The 17,138-nt window shown below is 62.7% G+C and carries 15 protein-coding genes; 4 read left to right on the top strand and 11 right to left on the bottom strand.

Annotation, left to right across the window (positions count from 1 at the left end; translation table 11 throughout):
- Positions 1–16: 16 nt before the first annotated feature.
- From BMF89_RS16860 to BMF89_RS16840, 5 genes are all read right to left on the bottom strand, one after another.
- Positions 17–1,063 (bottom strand): LacI family DNA-binding transcriptional regulator, encoded by a 1,047-nt coding sequence (locus BMF89_RS16860; RefSeq protein WP_078108241.1) that lies wholly within the window; start codon positions 1,061–1,063, stop codon positions 17–19.
- Positions 1,064–1,163: 100 nt separating this feature from the next.
- Entirely contained in the window at positions 1,164–2,330 is a 1,167-nt protein-coding gene (locus tag BMF89_RS16855; RefSeq protein ID WP_078108223.1) for a Gfo/Idh/MocA family oxidoreductase, read from the bottom strand.
- Positions 2,331–2,354: 24 nt separating this feature from the next.
- On the bottom strand, positions 2,355–3,215 hold the full coding sequence (locus BMF89_RS16850) for a sugar phosphate isomerase/epimerase (RefSeq protein ID WP_253190866.1): 861 nt from the start codon (positions 3,213–3,215) through the stop codon (positions 2,355–2,357).
- A 40-nt stretch (positions 3,216–3,255) separates the two neighbouring features.
- Positions 3,256–4,263 (bottom strand): Gfo/Idh/MocA family oxidoreductase, encoded by a 1,008-nt coding sequence (locus tag BMF89_RS16845; RefSeq protein WP_078108222.1) that lies wholly within the window; start codon positions 4,261–4,263, stop codon positions 3,256–3,258.
- Between the two features lie 41 nt (positions 4,264–4,304).
- Positions 4,305–5,189, bottom strand: a complete 885-nt coding sequence (locus BMF89_RS16840; RefSeq protein ID WP_078108221.1) for a sugar phosphate isomerase/epimerase family protein — start codon at positions 5,187–5,189, stop codon at positions 4,305–4,307.
- Between the two features lie 186 nt (positions 5,190–5,375).
- On the opposite strand from BMF89_RS16840, the gene BMF89_RS16835 reads away from it, so the two are divergent.
- Positions 5,376–6,650 carry an MFS transporter gene (locus BMF89_RS16835; RefSeq protein WP_171983534.1) on the top strand — a complete coding sequence of 425 codons (1,275 nt, stop codon included), beginning with the start codon at positions 5,376–5,378 and terminating at the stop codon, positions 6,648–6,650.
- Between the two features lie 7 nt (positions 6,651–6,657).
- Here BMF89_RS16835 and BMF89_RS16830 read toward each other — a convergent pair whose 3' ends face one another.
- Positions 6,658–8,121, bottom strand: coding sequence for an MFS transporter (locus BMF89_RS16830; protein WP_078108219.1), 1,464 nt, complete (start codon positions 8,119–8,121; stop codon positions 6,658–6,660).
- A gap of 134 nt (positions 8,122–8,255) precedes the next feature.
- On the opposite strand from BMF89_RS16830, the gene BMF89_RS16825 reads away from it, so the two are divergent.
- Positions 8,256–8,819 (top strand): gluconokinase, encoded by a 564-nt coding sequence (locus BMF89_RS16825; RefSeq protein WP_078108218.1) that lies wholly within the window; start codon positions 8,256–8,258, stop codon positions 8,817–8,819.
- A gap of 62 nt (positions 8,820–8,881) precedes the next feature.
- Positions 8,882–10,327 carry an SLC13 family permease gene (locus tag BMF89_RS16820; protein WP_078108239.1) on the top strand — a complete coding sequence of 482 codons (1,446 nt, stop codon included), beginning with the start codon at positions 8,882–8,884 and terminating at the stop codon, positions 10,325–10,327.
- Positions 10,328–10,412: 85 nt separating this feature from the next.
- On the opposite strand, the gene BMF89_RS16815 is transcribed toward BMF89_RS16820, so the two are convergent.
- From BMF89_RS16815 to BMF89_RS16805, 3 genes are read right to left on the bottom strand one after another with little or no spacing between them, the layout of a single operon-like run.
- On the bottom strand, positions 10,413–11,057 hold the full coding sequence (locus tag BMF89_RS16815; protein ID WP_171983533.1) for an NAD(P)-binding domain-containing protein: 645 nt from the start codon (positions 11,055–11,057) through the stop codon (positions 10,413–10,415).
- Positions 11,058–11,110: 53 nt separating this feature from the next.
- Entirely contained in the window at positions 11,111–12,295 is a 1,185-nt protein-coding gene (locus BMF89_RS16810; protein ID WP_078108216.1) for a phosphatase domain-containing protein, read from the bottom strand.
- Between the two features lie 43 nt (positions 12,296–12,338).
- Positions 12,339–13,238 carry a phosphotransferase gene (locus BMF89_RS16805; protein ID WP_078108238.1) on the bottom strand — a complete coding sequence of 300 codons (900 nt, stop codon included), beginning with the start codon at positions 13,236–13,238 and terminating at the stop codon, positions 12,339–12,341.
- A 184-nt stretch (positions 13,239–13,422) separates the two neighbouring features.
- Between BMF89_RS16805 and BMF89_RS16800 the strand changes: the two genes are divergently transcribed.
- Positions 13,423–13,863, top strand: a complete 441-nt coding sequence (locus BMF89_RS16800) for a VOC family protein (protein ID WP_078108237.1) — start codon at positions 13,423–13,425, stop codon at positions 13,861–13,863.
- Positions 13,864–14,215: 352 nt separating this feature from the next.
- Here BMF89_RS16800 and BMF89_RS16795 read toward each other — a convergent pair whose 3' ends face one another.
- A complete protein-coding gene (locus tag BMF89_RS16795) occupies positions 14,216–15,511 on the bottom strand; it encodes a D-arabinono-1,4-lactone oxidase (protein ID WP_078108215.1) in 1,296 nt (431 codons plus the stop codon).
- 28 nt (positions 15,512–15,539) lie between these two features.
- Positions 15,540–17,072, bottom strand: coding sequence for an aldehyde dehydrogenase family protein (locus BMF89_RS16790; protein WP_171983532.1), 1,533 nt, complete (start codon positions 17,070–17,072; stop codon positions 15,540–15,542).
- Between the last annotated feature and the right edge of the window lie 66 nt (positions 17,073–17,138).

The raw sequence follows: 17,138 nt of genomic DNA, 5'->3' as shown, positions 1-17,138 counted from the left end.
GCCGGATCGCTTGAAGCTACGCGATCAACCGCCCACTTGAACCGCGCACCACGAGCTCCGTGTCCACCCGGACGGCTTCCGCGGGCCCGTCCTGGCCCAGCAACATGTCCAGCAGGAGGGTGGCAGCGCGGGAACCGCACTCCCCCAACGGCGACCTGACAGTGGTGAGCGGCGGGGTCGTGAAGTCTGCCCCGAAGATGTCGTCGAAGCCCACAATGCTGATCTGGTCGGGAACGTGCATCCCGGCGGCCTGGAGCTCCTGCATGAGGCCGATGGCGAGGAGATCGTTGTAGGTGATGACCGCCGTCGCGCCGCTCGCCAGGACGTCGCGCGCTACTTGGCGGCCGCCGTCGACGGTTGGCTTGGACGATTCCAAGCGGACCGCTCCCAACTTGTACCAATCGCAGGCAGCCTGGACGCCTTCCCAGCGGCGGCTCGACATCCACGACTGCGGCGGCCCGGCAACGTACGCGAGCTCCTGGTGGCCATTGGCGGCGAGGCTCCGCACGGCTTGGCTAATGCCTTTGTTGACGTCGGGGACCACGCACGGGACTCCCTCTATTTCGCGGTTGATCACGGCCACTGGCTTGTCCGCGGCCAAGGCCAGGATCTTTTCGTCGTCCATGCGCGGACTCGCCAAAATGAGGCCATCCACCGTGCTCAACATCCTGCGGGCCGCAACGAGCTCGGTTTCAGGCGACTCTGCGGACTCGGCAAGCACCAGGGTGTAGTCCCGGGCAGACCCTGTGGTTTCCGCGCCCCGGATGATATCGAAGAACGTCGGGTTGGTGATGTCCGCGACAATCAGTCCGATCGTCTGGGTGCGGCCCGTGGGAAGTGCCCTGGCGAAGGGGTTGACCCGGTAGTTCAGCTGTTCGGCGGCGTCCTCGATGATTTTCTGGGTCTTCGCACTGACCCTGCCCGGCTTGCTCAGCGCGCGCGAAACCGTGGACGGGTTGACTCCCGCGAGCCTCGCGATGTCGTAGATGGTGGGCGAGGATTTCTCCCCGCGTCCACGCTTGGCGGGGGAGGTTACTGCTCCGGAGTTCGTCGCTTCAGTCACGGCTCCATCGTAATCCGGCATGGCAACAAAAGCAGGACGGTTGCCATCCCTTCGGCCGGCGACCGTCCTGCTTGAGTGTCCTGCTGAGGTGCCCCGCTAACTAGGAACGTTCCGCGAACTTGCCTTCTTCGCTGATGCGCTTGTTCAGCTCGCGCATGTACTCGTCTTCGTCGAAGTCGAGGGAGACTTCCCTGCCGGTCCAGCTCGACAGGTGGATGGCGTTGGCCAGGCGGACGCCCTTGATGCCGTCCGAGCCGGGCGCCAACAAAGGAGTGCCGTCCAGGATGTTGGCCGCGAAGTTCTCCAGGACGCCCGCGTGCTGTCCGCCCCAGGCCGACTCGAACTCGATGACCTCGGTGGTGTAGTAGTCCTCGGCTTTCAATTCGCCCATGAAGAGTTTGCGGACATCGTCCATGTCCATTCCGTCGCTGAGCTCGCGCTCGGGCTTGACCAGGCGGGTCACCGTGGCGGTCTTGCTGTTTTCCACCACGATCTTGCCCTGGTCGCCCAGGATCTCGAAGCGGTCCGTGCCCACGAGGTCGTGCGTGGCCGTCACGAAAACGCCGGTGGCGCCGTTGCCGTAGTCCACGACGGCGGTGACCTCGTCTTCGACGGCGATGTCCCGGCGGAATCCGTACGCCACCTTGGAGTAGACGGACTTCGGAACGCCGCAGATCCACTGCCACAGGTCAAGCTGGTGTGGTGCCTGGTTGACCAGGACGCCCCCGCCTTCGCCGCCCCACGTGGCCCGCCATTCGCTGGAGTTGTAGTAGCCCTGCGGACGCCACCAGTTGGTGATGATCCAGTTGGTGCGGCGGATAGCCCCGATCTCGCCGTTGTCGACGATCTCCTTCAGCTTCTTGTACAGCGGGTTGTTGCGCTGGTTGAACATGATCCCGAAGGAAAGCCCGGGTTTGGAGGCCGCGAACTCATTGAGCCGTTTGACCTGCTTGGTGTAGACGCCTGCGGGCTTCTCCACGAGGGCGTGGATATTGCGCTTGAGCGATTCGATGCCCATTTCCGGGTGCAGGTAATGCGGCACGCACGTGACGATCGCATCGACGTCGCCGCTTTCAAGCATGGCGATGTAGTCGTCGTAGAAAGGCGCATCGGGGTACCGGGAGGCTGCCAGTTCCTTCTTTCCGGGATCGGTGTCGCAGATAGCGCCGATCTCCATGTTCGGGACCATTCCGTCAGTGATGAACTTGGCGTACGTGCCGCCCTGCTGGCCCAGGCCGATGATGCCTAGGCGTACTTTCTTGCTCATGAGTGGATCTCCGTTGTAGTGGGATTAGAAGAGGTCGGCGTGGCCCATGGCCACGAGGTTGTCGTAGGAAGTCTGCAGCGCTTCCCACACCGTGCGGCCGTAGAGCTCGTCCTGCTCCACGAGCAAGTACTCGGCGCCGGCGGCCTGGGCCGCGGGAATGATGGATGGGAAGTCAAGGTTGCCTTCACCCACTTCGGCGAACTGGACCACGTTCTTGAACTCGGCCATGAAGCCTGCGATGTCCCCCGTTTCGAGGAGCCCGAAGGCCAACTCCGGCAGCTCGCCGATCCGGTAGTCCTTCAGGTGCACCATGGCAGTGCGTCCGGCGTATTTGGCCAGGGTCCGGACAGGGTCCAGTCCGCCGCGCTGCACCCAGTGCACGTCGATTTCCATGCCCATGGCCGGAGAGTTTTCGGCAATGATGTCCAGCATGTACTTGCCGTCGAGCTTCGCGAACTCGATGTGGTGGTTGTGGTAGTACAGGCCAATGCCGTGTTCCCGGAGGTTTTCGGCGTATTCGTTGGCTTGCTTCGCGAAGTCCACAGCGGCGTCGATCGACTTCATGGCCGGGAACGGCATCATGCCAATGCGCAGGAGGCGGGTGTCGAGTCGCTTTGCGTCGTCCACGATCTTGTCGAAATGGTCTTTGAGCGAATCGCCTGGCATACCCTTGGGCGTTTCCATGGCAACCGAAAGCGCTGCGATGTCCATGCCCAGTTCGCCGCGGGAGCGGTCCAGTTCGGCAACGTTTTCCGGTGTCATCGGGATCTGGGAGATCTCGACGGCGTTGTACCCGATCGCGCTGACCTTGCGGAGCGTTTCAAACGCTCCGTCTTCGGCAAAACTGCCCTTCAGCATCATTGCCTGCACGCCGATTTTGGCCACTTTGTCCTCCGTTAGTTCCGGGCCCTCATAGGCCGCGTGGTTAGCCCACGTACCCGGAGATTTCCGGGTAGCTCTGGGCATAGATGTCCTTGACGATCCTGAGTGACTTTTCGGCTTCGGCAGGACTGATCCAGAACGGAGCAGGGTCCCCGAGCTTGGCGTAGAAGTCCTTGATCAGGAGTTCGTGGGATACTCCCCAATACGCGCGCCCACCCGATTCCAGGGCACGTTCCAGGATGGTTTCCGCGGTGCCGTCGGCGTAGCTGACAACGAGGTCGCCCCGGAGGCAGAGGGTGGCCTTTTCGGTCACGATGTCCAGCGTCACAGGTGCATTGGTGGCGTTGGCCAGGGTGGCGTAGAAGACGCTGGTAGCACCGTTGGAGTGCCCGGCAATGAATTCCGCCGTGTCTTCCACCTCGATCACGCCGCCCAGGGAGCGGGTGGAGGCGTGGCCTTCCACCTTGGTTACGTCGCCTACCAGCCACTGGAGCAGATCCACCGTGTGGATGGCCTGGTTCATCATGAGGCCGCCGCCCCCTTCAGCCCAGGTGCCGCGCCACGGCCTGTCCCGGTAGTACTCGGCCGTCCGGTGCCACATCACGGTTGCCGAGGCGCCCAGAACCTGGCCCAGCCCGCCGTCGTCGAGCAGTCTCCGCATGGCCTGCGACGTCGCGTTGTAGCGGTTCTGGAAACAGACGGCGATCTTCGCCGTGCTCCGTTCCGCCGCCTCGACCAGCCGGCGACCCTCTTGGAGAGTGTGGGCGAGCGGCTTCTCGACGATGACGTTGACTTCGCGCTCAAGGCAGTCCGCGGCCAGCGAGGCATGCAGGTGGTGCGGAGTGCAGATATGCACGACGTCGGGCCTCACCGCGTCGAGCATCTCCAGGTATTCCGCGTACCCGGCCACGCCGTGGGCGGCCGTTGCCGCCTGGAGGCGCCCGGCGTCGGTGTCGCAGACCGCCACGAGTTCAACATCGTCCATCTTGGCGATGGCTCCGAAGTGCACGCTCGATACATCGCCGCAACCGATGACTGCTGCTGTAGGCATTCTTCTCCCTCGAAAGTTCTTTCCTTTGAACCTACAGGCCCTCAGGCGAGGGCAACACCGTTCTTGGCAGCGAGTGCCGCGAAGGCGCGCGCGGCGGCGCCGAAGGCTACGGGTCCGGAGAATCCGCCCAGTTCGTGGGTGCTTGCCAGGTGAGGTTCGAGGGAAAAGAAGCCGGAAAAGCCATCGGCCTTGAGTGCGGCGATGGTGGCGTCCAGTTCGCCGTCGCCTTCGCCGGCGGGCACTACTTCACCGGTACCGGCCACCGCATCCTTGACCTGGAAGTACTCCAGATACGGGCGCAGCCGGGCGTAACCCTCGGTGTAGGGCTTGACGCCCACCTGGACAAAGTTGGCGCTGTCCCAGGCAACCCGCAATGAAGGGGAATCGACCGTCTCCATGAGGTCCAGGACTCGCTCGGGCGTATCGCCGTAGATGCCCTTTTCGTTTTCGTGCAGGAGCACGACGCCGGACGCGGCCGCTTCGTTCGTGAGTGCGGTCAGGCGCGCCATCACTGAGTCGCGGATGTCTTCCGGGCTCTGCCCTTCGGCCCGGTAGAAGGAGAAGATGCGGATGTATTTGGTATCGAGGCCCTTGGCCACCGAAATAATCTGGCGCAGCCGGGCGAGTTCATGTTCCACGGGAACACTGGCGTCGATCTTGCCGATGGGGCTCGCGACCGCGGAAACCTTCAGTCCCTTCCCGTCCAGGATGGCCTTGAGCCGCTCAACCTCTTCCGGTTCGAGCTCGGAGACATTGGTGCCCCACGCGCTGCGCACTTCGATGTGGCTGGCACCGAGAGCCTGCAGTACGGCAGCCTGGACCGCGGGATCGGGATCTACTTCGTCGCCGAAACCGGACAGGCTCCACACGGCATTGGTTTCAGTCACGGAAATCTCCTTTGGATCCCTTCGCCCGCACGGCGGCATATGGCGCCAAGTGGTCGTTCACGGGCATGCGTTCGCCTCGAGTCTAGCCAGCTTGGTGTCGCATTGACAACCGATTGCCAAATATTGGCAACTAGCCGTGCTGGCAATGAGGCTAAAATCGGGTCGACTGGTTTGTTTCGCAAGCGCGGTGTCTGTAGCGTCTCAAACACGGACAGGGGACCTATCGTGACCGATCAAATAGAGCGCAGCTCCGCCAAGCTCTGGAATCGCGATTTCAGCACACTGTGGTGGAGCGAAGCCGTATCGTTCTTCGGAAGCCAGCTCACCCTGTTCGCGATTCCCATCGTGGCGCTCCAGATCCTTGACTCTTCCGCCTCGGAGGTCGCGTGGATCAACACGGCAGCGGGACTGGGAACGGTGGTCTTTCTCGGGCTGCTGGGACCCTGGACCGATAAGGTGCGCAGGACGCGGTTCATGTCCGTGATGTCGGGACTTCGAGCACTGGTCCTCAGCGCGATGGCAGTTCTGTTTCTCATGGGAAGCCTTTCACTGCTCGCCCTCGTAATTGCGGCTTTCCTGGTGTCGGGCTTGACCGGGCTCTACGACAGCGCCTTCGCAGCCCTTCTCCCGAGCGTCGCCCATCGTTCCAAACTGACGACGGCGAACACCTGGGTCGCGGGAATCAGATCCGCTGGCGACATTGGTGCTGGAGCGACGGCCGGAATACTCCTGCAGTTGCTCTCACCTGTGGCCCTCTTCATTTCGGATGCACTCACGTACTTGGTGTCAGCGCTGGCGGTTGGCCGGATCCGGGAAGAGCGACAGGCGCCACCGGAGACATTCACTTTCAGGGGCTACTTCTTGTCGCTGGGTTCAGGATTCGCAATTCTCGTACGGGATCGCGTGATGCGGCCAGTCACCTTGTCGATTGCCCATTTCAACCTATTCACGGCGGCGATCCAGTCGGTTTATGTCACACATGCACTGCGGACTGGATCCATGACGCCGGCCGAGGTCGGAATCGCAGGAGCTGTCGGCGGAATCATCGGCCTGCTCTCCATGATGGCCGCACCCTGGGTCTGGGACAGGTTTCGGCCTGTCCGGGCACTCATGGCAACTTTCATGCTCCCAGCCCTCGCAGGCCTCGGCATGCTTTTACTCACGCCTGGACAAGTCGTCTCGAACGTACTTCTCCTCGGGCTTTCGCTCGGTTTCTGGGCGTCGTGCGTGATGGTCAACATCACCGGAACCGAAACACTCAAACAGCTTCTTATTCCCCACGAAGCCCTCGGAAGATTCTCATCCGCCAGCAGGGTCCTCACGTGGGGTATCGACCCGATCGGCGCTGCTCTGGCCGGTGTTCTGGCCCTGTTCCTTCCGACCGGTGCCGTACTCGCCGCGGCGAGCTCCGGCGTCGTGATTTCAGCTTGCTGGATTGCCGCCTCCCGTGCCGTTCGAGAATTGCCGCTCCTGTCCGAGATCGGCAAGGGCTCGGACTGAGCCGTCGTCAGGCCGGTACTCCCTCCGACTGGGCAGTGATCGGGGCAGCTATGTCTTCCAGCGACCGTCTTGCGGCCTCAACTCCGAACACGATCTCGACGACGCCGGCGGCGACCATCAGCACGGCGCCGATGACATAACCGAAGGCCACGGACTGTATTCCCTCTCCCACGAACCTACCGAACAGGATGGGGCCGATGATGCCACCCAGTCCGGTGCCCACCGCGTAGAAGAACGCGATGGCCATGGCCCGAGTCTCCATTGGGAAGATTTCACTCACTGTCAGATACGCGGAGCTGGCGCCCGCTGAAGCGAAGAAGAAAATCACCATCCAGCAGGCGGTGAGCCAGAAAGCATCAAGCGCTCCGCTGGCGAAGACGAACGCCGTGATGGCAAGCAGGACACCTGACGCGATGTAGGTACCGGAAATCATCGTGCGGCGCCCGACGCTGTCGAAGAAGCGGCCCAAGACGAGCGGGCCAAGGAAGTTGCCGACGGCGATCGGGACCAGCGTCCATGGGGCAAGGTCGCTGGGGACGTTCAGCAATTTCGTCAGCACGAGCGCATAGGTGAAGAACACCGCGTTGTAGAGGAAGGCCTGGCCGATGAAGAGCGACAAGCCCAGGACGACCCTCTTCGGGTAGCGCTGGACAGCCGTCTTGATGATGACACCGAAGCCGATCGACTTGCGCTGGCGAACCTTGAGCGTCTCGTGGACTGCCGACAGCTTCTCCCCAGTGGCCTCCTCGACGTCGTCCTCGATCGTGCGCACGAGCTGATCCGCCTCTTTGTCCCGTCCGTGGATGAACATCCAACGGGGCGATTCAGGCACATTTCGCCGCACAAGCAGGATCAGCAGGCCGAGAAACGCTCCCAGGCCGAAGGCGAGACGCCAGCCAATGCCCGGCGCGAAGATGCTCGGGTTGAGCAACAGCACTGAAAGCGAGGCGCCGAACGCCGTGCCGAGCCAGAAAGAGCCGTTGATGGCCAAATCCACGACGCCGCGACGTGCTGCCGGGATGAGCTCGTCTATCGCGGAATTGATCGCCGCATACTCTCCGCCAATGCCCGCACCGGTGAAGAAGCGGCAAATGAAGAACCACATCGGGTTGAGGGAAAACGCCGTGGCCACCGTGGCAAGCAGATACAGCCCGAGGGTAAGCAGGAAGAGCTTCTTCCGCCCGAACCTGTCCGTGAGATGCCCAAAAACGAGGGCCCCGACGCAGGCGCCCGCTACATAGACCGCGGCCGCGACGCCAATGTCCGCTGTGGACATGCCGAGGCCGCCATTCGGCTGCGTGAGGCTGTCCCCAATGGCGCCGACGATCGTGACCTCCAGTCCGTCCAGGATCCAGACGGTGCCGAGGCCGATGACGATCATCCAATGCCATCTGGACCACGGCAGCCGATCCATCCGGCCGGGGATGTCGGTTTCGATGGTGTCGCTTGTTGCACCTTTCACTGCTGACATGACCCTCCTCATTGAGTAGATCATCAGTATGCTTCCTATATGCGCTTGATGGAAGCATTTCCGGCCTTGGCCGCCGGGAAATCAGCTGCGATTCGCTATGGCTCAGAGGCCAACGTGCTGCCAAGATGGGCTCCATGGACCCTCTGGACTTTGCGACGCGTGCTTTGGTCGAACCGGTTGTGCTGGTTTTGATGGGTGTTTCCGGCTCCGGCAAGTCCACGGTCGCCGCCCTCCTTGCGGGGCGGCTTGGCTGGGCCTTCGAAGAAGGCGATGCCTTGCATCCCCAAACAAACATCGACAAGATGGCAGCGGGACATCCGCTCACGGATGAGGACAGATATCCCTGGCTGGAGAAGGTTGCCGAGTGGGTCGACCGGAGGCTGGATCATGGGGAAAACGGCGTCATTACTTGTTCGGCGCTCAAGCGGTCTTATCGAAACATCATCAATCGCCGAGGTTCAGGTGTCGTCTTCGTTTTTCTGTCCGGGACGCCCGGGACCATCAGCGCACGGCTGGCCGAACGACACGGCCATTTCATGCCCGCCAGTATGTTGGGGAGTCAGTTCGCGGACCTTGAGGAACTGTCCCCGGATGAGCCAGGAATCCGGATCGACGTTGGTCCAGCTCCAGGAGTGATTGCCCAACAAATCTTGGACAAGTTCGGCCTGCGGCCGAGCGGAACAGGACGAGAACCATGAACGGAATCTCCATCCTTAACAGACCCTTCGCCGGAGTCGCCACAGACGCCACGACGGACGCGATGCATCAACCGTGGACCGGCCATGACACCCAAGTGCTTGTGGTGGCGGCCATCGGCATCGCGATAGTCGTCTTGCTGATCGTCTGGGTAAAGATGCACGCTTTCCTGGCACTCAGCATCGGCGCCCTCTTCGTGGGTATAGCCTCGGGTATCGCGTTGGACAAGGTGACCACGTCCTACGAAAACGGCGTTGGCGGGGTGCTGGGCTATGTCGGCGTGCTCATTGCATTGGGAGCCATGCTAGGAAAGCTCTTGGCCGATTCCGGCGGTGCGGACAAGATCGTGGACACGCTTCTTCATGGGCGGCCCGCAACGCTCCCGTGGAAGATGGCACTCATCGCAGGCATCATCGGCATCCCCATGTTTTTCGAGATCGGGCTCGTGCTGCTCATACCCGTCGTGATGCTGGCCGTGCACCGTTCCAAGGGCCCGGCGATGCGCCTTGGCATTCCGGCCTTGGCAGGCTTGTCCGTGCTCCACGGGTTCATCCCGCCGCACCCGGGCCCGTTGGCCGCGATCGGCATCCTGCATGCCAATGTTGGTGTGACTCTTGCCTTCGGCCTGCTCATAGCCATTCCCACCGTCATCATCGCAGGTCCCCTCTTTGGCCGTCTCGCCGCACGGATGGTACCGATCGGAGCTGCGGGTGCCGGCTTGGCCGTCACCGTTGGGGCAGGCGCGAACGCCCGGCCGGACAGTTCCCAAGGCCCTGGCGCGAAAGCCGCCAGTTCGCGCGGCGACGCCCCCGCAGGTAAAGCACAGGATCCGCAAGCAACCAGGAGCCCGTCCTTCGCCTGGACCCTGGTGACCCTACTGTCGCCGCTGGTGCTCATGCTGATCAAAGCCGGAGCAGACATTTGGATGGACAAGAACGCCGCCCTGCGGCCCTTGCTCGACTTCATCGGCGATCCGGTCTTTGCGCTGCTCGTGGCGGTCCTTCTGGCCATGGTGACTTTCGGTACCCGGGTGGGCTTCTCCGCCTCCACCCTGACCAAGAAAATCGGCGAGAGCCTGTTGCCGATTGTCGGGGTCATGCTCATCGTCGGCGCGGGCGGCGGTTTCAAGCAGGTGCTCGTCGACGGCGGCACCGGAACCGCGATCGCCAAGATCGCGGTAGCGGCCAGCCTGTCGGCCCTCGTGCTGGGATGGATCATCGCAGTGCTGATTCGCCTCGCCACCGGCTCGGCCACCGTTGCTACGGTGACGGCCGCCGGAATCATCGCACCCCTCGCGACCGGTCTGTCGCCTGCCCAGCTTGCGCTGGTTGTGCTTGCCATCGGTGCCGGATCGCTGTTCTTCTCCCACGTCAACGACGCCGGTTTCTGGCTGGTCAAGGAATACTTCGGGATGACAGTGGGGCAAACAATCAAGACCTGGTCGGTCATGGAAACCATCATTTCCGTCGTCGGATTCGCATTCGTACTGCTGCTTTCCGTTTTCGTCTGACCCCTGGCTTGGCGAAGGCCCTCCGATCCTGCGTTTCCGCAGTTCGGAGGGCCTTCTCTGTGCAAGCTGCCGCGATCGACCTGCCTTAGAGGGCGGCGCGCGCCTCGTCAACGTTCAAAAGCCGTCCACCAAGGCCGCCATTCTGGTGAAGATCGCCTCGCATCAGCTCCAATCTGCCGGCCGCATCGATTCCCCCGGCTTTGACCGGATCAAAGCCAGCAGCACTGATGAGCCGCTCCGCGGTTTCGGCCCCCGCGTCGTCGTCAGTGGCGTAGAACAGAACAGCCCGCTCGTCCGGCCGGTTGGCTGCCGACCCCAGCGCGTCAGCACCCAACGTACCGAAGGCCTTCACCAAGTACGCACCGGCTGGAAGAAGGGCTGCCACGATCGAGGCCGCCGATTGGCCCTCCGGCAGCGTAGTGGTAAAACCGCCGTGGCCATCAGGCCCGATCGGGTTGGTCGGGTCGATCACGACTTTGCCGACCAGTGCTGCTGACAATTGGGAGACTAGTTCCTTCTCGGTGTCCAGCCACACGGCCATCACGACGGCGTCAGCCTGTGACACCGCATCGGCGACGCTCGCCGAACTCGCCAACGAACCCAGCTCAGCTGCCAACGCTTCAGCATGGGATTGATCTCGGGCTGCCAAAACAACTGGCTCGCCGCCTTGGACAAGGTTTCGGGCGACCCGGGACCCGATGTTTCCGGTTCCAATAATTGCAGTTGTCACGTCAACCTCCAGATGATGATGATGGAAGGGTTGAGCTAATGGTACGCGCGGCGCTAATTGCCAACTATAGGGGACCGGAGGCTGCGCCGGATGATGCCCAGCTGCTCGAGCTGGGCGGACATCCCTGCACCGTCCGGAGAGTAGATCCAGGGGACACCCGGGGTGGGTTGACCCCCGGACTTCGACCGTCCGCCCGCGAGCACCGCCTCACCGACCGATAGCTGGCGGATCGCGATGGCCCTGACGTTCTGCGGATGGCGTTGGGCGAACTCGGCGTAGATGGCCTCGTCGTGCTGTCCGTCGTCACCAACCAGCAACCACTTGACACCGGGGAACTCCGCCGCGAGACGTTCCAGGGAGGTCCGCTTGTGCTCCTGGCCGCTGCGGAACCAGCGGTCCGGGGTGGGACCCCAGTCGGTGAGAAGCTTGGGGCCGGCAGGATACAGATTGCGGGACAGGAAGCGCGACAGCGTCGGTGCGACGTTCCAGGCTCCGGTCGACAGGTACACCACGGGTGCCGCGGGCACCGTCCTGACGATCCGTTCGTACAGCACAGCCATGCCCGGCGTCGGCGTCCTCGCGTGTTCGTCGAGTACGAAAGTGTTCCAAGCGGCCAGGAACGGGCGGGGAAGCGCCGTGACCATCACGGTGTCGTCGATGTCGGAGACGACGCCGAAGTCTGTGTCGTCAGCGACGATCTGCACGGGCGCCTCCACGATCCTGGATTCCCCGGATTGCAGCGTGATTGTGTGCCAACCGGCGTCAAGGGCTACCGGGATACGCGCGTCAACCACGCCTCCACGGTCCGCTTCGACGTCATGATCGGTGCCTGCGATGGTCACGCGCACGGCGGCGTGTGCCACGGGCGCGCTCGTGAAATTGCGCCAGCCGCGCATTCCTTCCTGCAATGGGTTGAGCCCGTTTGCCTGAGCACCGGACCCGGTGTCCCGCGCGTCACTGCGGACGACACGCGCCAATACCCGGACCCAGGAAGTGGTGCCGTAACCGGTGTAAGGGATGACGGTCTCCACCCGACCGCGCCGGATTGCGAGACGCGTCTGGAACTTGAGCCAGCCGTCGTCGAGTCTCAAGGCGAGGTGGCGGCGTACGCGGCTCGACGGCGTCGGGCTTGCACCGCCCGACGATTTCGGGTCGCCGCCGGCTACGCTGTCTGATTCTGCGCTCTCGGACTCTGCGCTGAGGGACAGAGTGGGCGGCTTCACGGAACGGGGACACATGGGTTCAGTCTGACATGGCACAAGATGTCCGGCGGCATCCGTTCTACAACCCCAGGATCGGATCCGTGAGCAGGCGAATCAGCGTGCTCCGCCCAAGTGCGCTCATTGTGGGATTCGATTCGGCGTAGTACCAGACGAGCCCGATTGCCTGCTGGTAGGCCCAAGCGGCGCCCCGCCTCCATTCAAGGTCCCCGATCGCGAGGCTGGTTCGCAGGGTTTCCCGTCGTGGGAAGTCAAGCATGTGCCAGGCGGCAACGAGGTCGAGCGCCGGGTCAGCAGGGCCGAAGCCACCAGTGTCCAGGATCCCCGCGAGGCGACCGTCCCTAAGGATCACATTTCCGGGAATGAGATCCTTATGGCACATCACGTCGTCACCTAGACGAGGCAGTGATCTGAACGATCCCCAGGCCCGGCGGAGCCGATCCACCGGCAAGAGTCCTTCGCTTCGTTGCAGGCAATGCGCGATCCACCCGTCGTGCGCTGTCAGTTCCCCACCGCGGCCCTCGCCGGAGAATGAGCGACCCTTAGTATCCGCCTGCCGAAGGCTCCCGATGAGCGCTGCGACGTCCAACGCGAACGATGTGGATGACGCGACCGAGCCTGGGGTCGCAATCTCGCCCTCGATCCACGTTTGGACAGACCACGGCAATGGATAATCCCTGCCGGGGTCACCAATCGCAACTGGCAACGGAGACGGCACCGTGCTCGCTGCGGCGAACTCGAGCATTGCGGCGTGTTCCGCTAGGAGGACTGCGCGGACCTCGTGAGCGTCGCCGCCGTGCATCGGGAACCTGACGGCGGTGCGGGTTCCCGCCCGATACAGGTAGTTGACCGTCCCGGTACTCTCGACCGCTGTGACCTCTGATTCGGTGAACGAAGGAAAAAGCCCTCGCACCAACCGCACCGCTTCAGACCGGTCCAGGCTGAGCTGACTCTTATGCATGGCCACTCCCCCAGCCTACGCACGGGGCGCCCACTCACCGGTGAGCGTGCCGAAACTCCTCCCGCAGTCGGGCGGAACAGGATCCCCACCTGAACAGAGCTCTTTCTCTCCACGTGAATCCGCCGTAGAGTCCGCTGTGGGCTCCATCCGGGGCCGCGCAAACGAAGATCTGGAGGCTTTTCCCATGTCGCGCATCATGCGGTTCGACCATGTCGGTGTCACGGTTCGGGACCTCAATAAGGTGACGGCGTTCTTCGTCGGACTCGGGCTCGAAGTCGAAGGCCGGACGTTCGTGGAGGGCGATTTCATCGACACGGTCACAGCGATCCCGGATTCCCGTACGGAGATCGTCATGTTGAGAACATCTGACGGAGGAACCGGCGTGGAGCTTTCCAGCTTCGTCAGGCCGGACCCCCAGCCGGGATCGCCTGCCGCCATGGCCAACGAACTAGGACTGCGCAGCTTGTCCTTCGAAGTCGACGATCTTCAGGCGCGGGTCGATCGGCTGGCTGCGGAGGGGTATGGGCTGGTCGGTGGCATCGGCCAGTACGAGGGTGCCTGGCGAATGGCCTACGTGCGCGGTCCGGAGGGAATCATCGTGTCCCTGGCGGAGCGGATGAGCTGACGGAGGTGGGCCTGAGGAGGAACCGTGTCACGCCGAGCAGGTTTTTGACGCTCCCGAGAGAAGTCAAGCCCGGGATTCCGGGGTTTCGGAAGAGCCCGGGGCCCAAAAAATTGCGTAGCGTGACGCGATGCCGACGTAGCGGCCAGACGTACTGCCCACCCAGGGACATTGGTTGAAGTCGTGTGAGAACACGGCATAGATTTCCGCCATGACGAAGGCCTCCCGGTGTGGAGTGGAGCTGTCTAAGAACCGCTGCCCACCCAGGAGGCCTTCGTGTCCCACCCTAACGCAACACCGACCCCTCTACTCCTGATAGTGGGCGTTTACGCGGCGGACCTTCAGGGGCTGCCAATTAACTTACAAGGGCGCGGGTGTGGTCGTTGAGGAATATGCCGCGCGGATCGAACTCGCGACGTATCTGGATGAAGGTGTCTAGCTCCGGGTAGAGGCGTTCCAAGCGGCTCCTGGTCATAAAGTGGATCTTTCCCCAGTGCGCTCGTGGCTCAAATTCCTGCAGCACCGTATCGGCATCACGGAAGAACTGCCAGTAGTCGGTCCCGGGTTCGGTGGTCAGGGTGATGACGGTGGTGTCACGTCCCTGGAACTGCGACATGTAGCCTTCATCGGCCTTCACCCAGCGAACCTCCACGGGGTATTTTTGGTCAGGGTGTTTGGTTCGGATCAGGTCCTGGACGGCCTCGACGGCGGCCAGTCCAACTTCGCTCGGCACAAAGTACTCGAGTTCATGGAACGGTGTGGTGAATCCGCCCGGGTAAATCCGGTACGAACGGTCGAGCCGGGCACCTTCCGTACCCGAAATTTCGCCCTCGTCCTGGATCTGCGCGATGTTGTACCGTTTGGTGTAGCTGCGGTTTGCCATGCTAAGGCCTGGCGCGCCCGGGAGGTCCAAGAGCTCGCACGAACCTTCTTCCGGGCACCAGAGGAACGAGTAATGGCGGTTCTCGTCGATGTCGGACTGCCACGTTGCCTTGGTCTCCGCCCACGTGGGATAGGTGATTTGTTCTTGCAGGTAGTAGCGCTCCTCAACCGCCAACTCCACCTCAAGGAAGATCCCCAGGGTACCCAAAGCCACCTGGGCTGCCCTGAGTTCGCGGAGCTGCCCCTCGCCGATTTCGACGATCTCGCCGTAACCATTGATCAGCTTCACCCAACGAAGGCTTGAGGAGAAGCTACCCAGATCCTTCCCGGAACCGTGGGTGCTGGTTGAAAGCGCCCCAGCAATCTGCTGTTTGTCGATGTCTCCCTGGTTGCTCAGCGCGAGGCCTTGCTCCCACAATGGATCGCCGAAGGCATTGATCGTAGTGCCTGCAAGGGCCCTGGCGCGACGCCGGACAGGGTCGGTTCCGGTGATGCCCGACAGTGCGGACATGTCCATCAGGACGCCCCCCGTCTGGACCAGCGGTGAGGACGAATGCCCTGAGCCGACCGCCCGCACGGGCAAGCCTTCGCGGATCGCGAAACGAACGGCGTCGAGCGCTTCTTGTTCAGTCCGCGGCCGGACGGTGAAGGCCGGCGTGGCACTTTGGTTCCCGCCCCAATTGGTCCAGGTGACGTCTGTTCCGAAAGGGGCCGGCGGGGTGGCCGCGCGCGACGAGACTGATGTGCGGGGAAGGTTCGCGGTGGTCATTGCTAAGCTCCGTTGCTTGTCTGAACGCTCATGCGCCGTGGTTGATCATAAGGTGCTTGGTGCGGGAGTAATCGTCCAGGGCGTAAAGCGAGAGGTCCCGGCCGTAGCCGGATCCCTTGAATCCGCCCCACGGTACCTCGCAAGCCAACACCAAGTGTGAATTTACCCAGACCGTACCGAAGTCGAGTTGCTTTGGAACGCTCAACGAGAGGCTTGAATCCCGGGTCCATACCGAGGCAGACAGTCCGTAGGGACTCTCGTTTGACCGTGCAATGGCTTCATCGGTGGAAGTGAAAGTCTCGACCGTGACCACGGGACCAAAGATCTCGCGGGTGGCGATAGGCGCCCCGGCCGGCACGTTGCTGATGACCGTGGGTTCGATGAAGTAGCCGGGTCCTTCGAGGGCAGAACCTCCGATGGCCATGTGCAGGCCGGCGGCTTTTGCCTCGGCCAGCGATTCCTTGACTCGTTCGAAGTGCGGGTGGGAAATCATGGGACCGATTTCCACGTCGTCCCCTGCCTCCGGAGCGCCGACCACCAGGGTGCTGACTTCACGCACCAAATGTTCCGTGAACTCGGCAGCCACCGACTCGTGCACAAGTACGCGGCACGCAGCGCCACAGTCCTGCCCGGCATTCCAGTACCCGGCGTTTCGCACGCCGGCGGCGGCAGCACGGAGGTCCGCGTCTGCAAACACAACAACCGGAGCCTTGCCGCCGAGTTCCAGATGAACACGCTTGACCGATTTGGCCGCGGTCTCCGCGACGGCCTGCCCGCTGACAACGCTCCCCGTCAACGCGACGAGGGCAACGTCAGGGTGCTCGGAAATCCGCTGTCCGACGGTCCGGCCCTGTCCCGTCACGACATTGAGGATTCCGTCCGGAATACGTCCGGCCAGGAGTTCCGCGAGCTTTAGCGTCGAGAGCGGTGTCTGCTCCGACGGCTTGAGGACGATGCTGTTTCCGGCGGCCAGGATGGGCGCGATCTTCCAGGCAGCCATCAGCAACGGGTAGTTCCACGGGGTGATGACGCCAACCACGCCCACGGGCTCCCTGAGGATCACCGAGGTGTGCCCGGTCGCATAGTCCCCGCCAGCCATGGACGTCAGCGTGCGGGATGCTCCGGCCATGAAACGGAAAGTATCAATAGTGCTGGAGACATCGTCCTCAGCAACGGTTCGCGGCTTGCCGGTGTTGGCGGACTCGATGATTTCGAAGACTTCACGGTTGGCTTCAATGATGTTGGCGATCATGTTCAAGACCTCGGACCGCTCCTTCGGCGTGGTGGCGCCCCAGGATTTCTGGGCAGCCACGGCGGCTTCAACAGCAACGTCAACGTCCGCGGCTGTGCCGGCCTGCACGGAGGCGATGACCAGTCCAGTGGCGGGATCTACGACGTCGATGAGGTGGGTAGAGGTGCCCGGAACAAACGATCCTCCAATGAAGTGCCCGCCGGGCGGCAGAGGCAATGGCACGATGCCCGAGGCGTGGTGGGCTGCAGGGGAGCTGCTGTCTTCGCTCACGCGGCGGACGATGAACTGTTCGGTGTTGATGAGTGTCATGATTTTGCCCTTGTTTTCTAGCGCCGGTCGTGGCGTCGGGAGTTTATGGGAAGTACAGGCGAATGG

This window comes from Arthrobacter sp. SRS-W-1-2016, from assembly GCF_002009585.1.
GTDB classification, from domain to species: domain Bacteria; phylum Actinomycetota; class Actinomycetes; order Actinomycetales; family Micrococcaceae; genus Arthrobacter; species Arthrobacter bambusae_A.
This window is presented reverse-complemented; position numbering and strand designations above follow the sequence as displayed.

Excerpts from the sequence above, each read along its gene's own strand:
- BMF89_RS16855 (WP_078108223.1), bottom strand. The coding sequence starts at position 2,330 with ATGAGCAAGAAAGTACGCCTAGGCATCATCGGCCTGGGCCAGCAGGGC.
- BMF89_RS16845 (WP_078108222.1), bottom strand. The coding sequence starts at position 4,263 with ATGCCTACAGCAGCAGTCATCGGTTGCGGCGATGTATCGAGCGTGCAC.
- BMF89_RS16840 (WP_078108221.1), bottom strand. The coding sequence starts at position 5,189 with ATGCCGCCGTGCGGGCGAAGGGATCCAAAGGAGATTTCCGTGACTGAA.
- BMF89_RS16830 (WP_078108219.1), bottom strand. The coding sequence starts at position 8,121 with ATGTCAGCAGTGAAAGGTGCAACAAGCGACACCATCGAAACCGACATC.
- BMF89_RS16825 (WP_078108218.1), top strand. The coding sequence starts at position 8,256 with ATGGACCCTCTGGACTTTGCGACGCGTGCTTTGGTCGAACCGGTTGTG.
- BMF89_RS16820 (WP_078108239.1), top strand. The coding sequence starts at position 8,882 with ATGCATCAACCGTGGACCGGCCATGACACCCAAGTGCTTGTGGTGGCG.
- BMF89_RS16810 (WP_078108216.1), bottom strand. The coding sequence starts at position 12,295 with ATGTGTCCCCGTTCCGTGAAGCCGCCCACTCTGTCCCTCAGCGCAGAG.
- BMF89_RS16805 (WP_078108238.1), bottom strand. The coding sequence starts at position 13,238 with ATGCATAAGAGTCAGCTCAGCCTGGACCGGTCTGAAGCGGTGCGGTTG.
- BMF89_RS16800 (WP_078108237.1), top strand. The coding sequence starts at position 13,423 with ATGTCGCGCATCATGCGGTTCGACCATGTCGGTGTCACGGTTCGGGAC.
- BMF89_RS16795 (WP_078108215.1), bottom strand. The coding sequence starts at position 15,511 with ATGACCACCGCGAACCTTCCCCGCACATCAGTCTCGTCGCGCGCGGCC.
- BMF89_RS16790 (WP_171983532.1), bottom strand. The coding sequence starts at position 17,072 with ATGACACTCATCAACACCGAACAGTTCATCGTCCGCCGCGTGAGCGAA.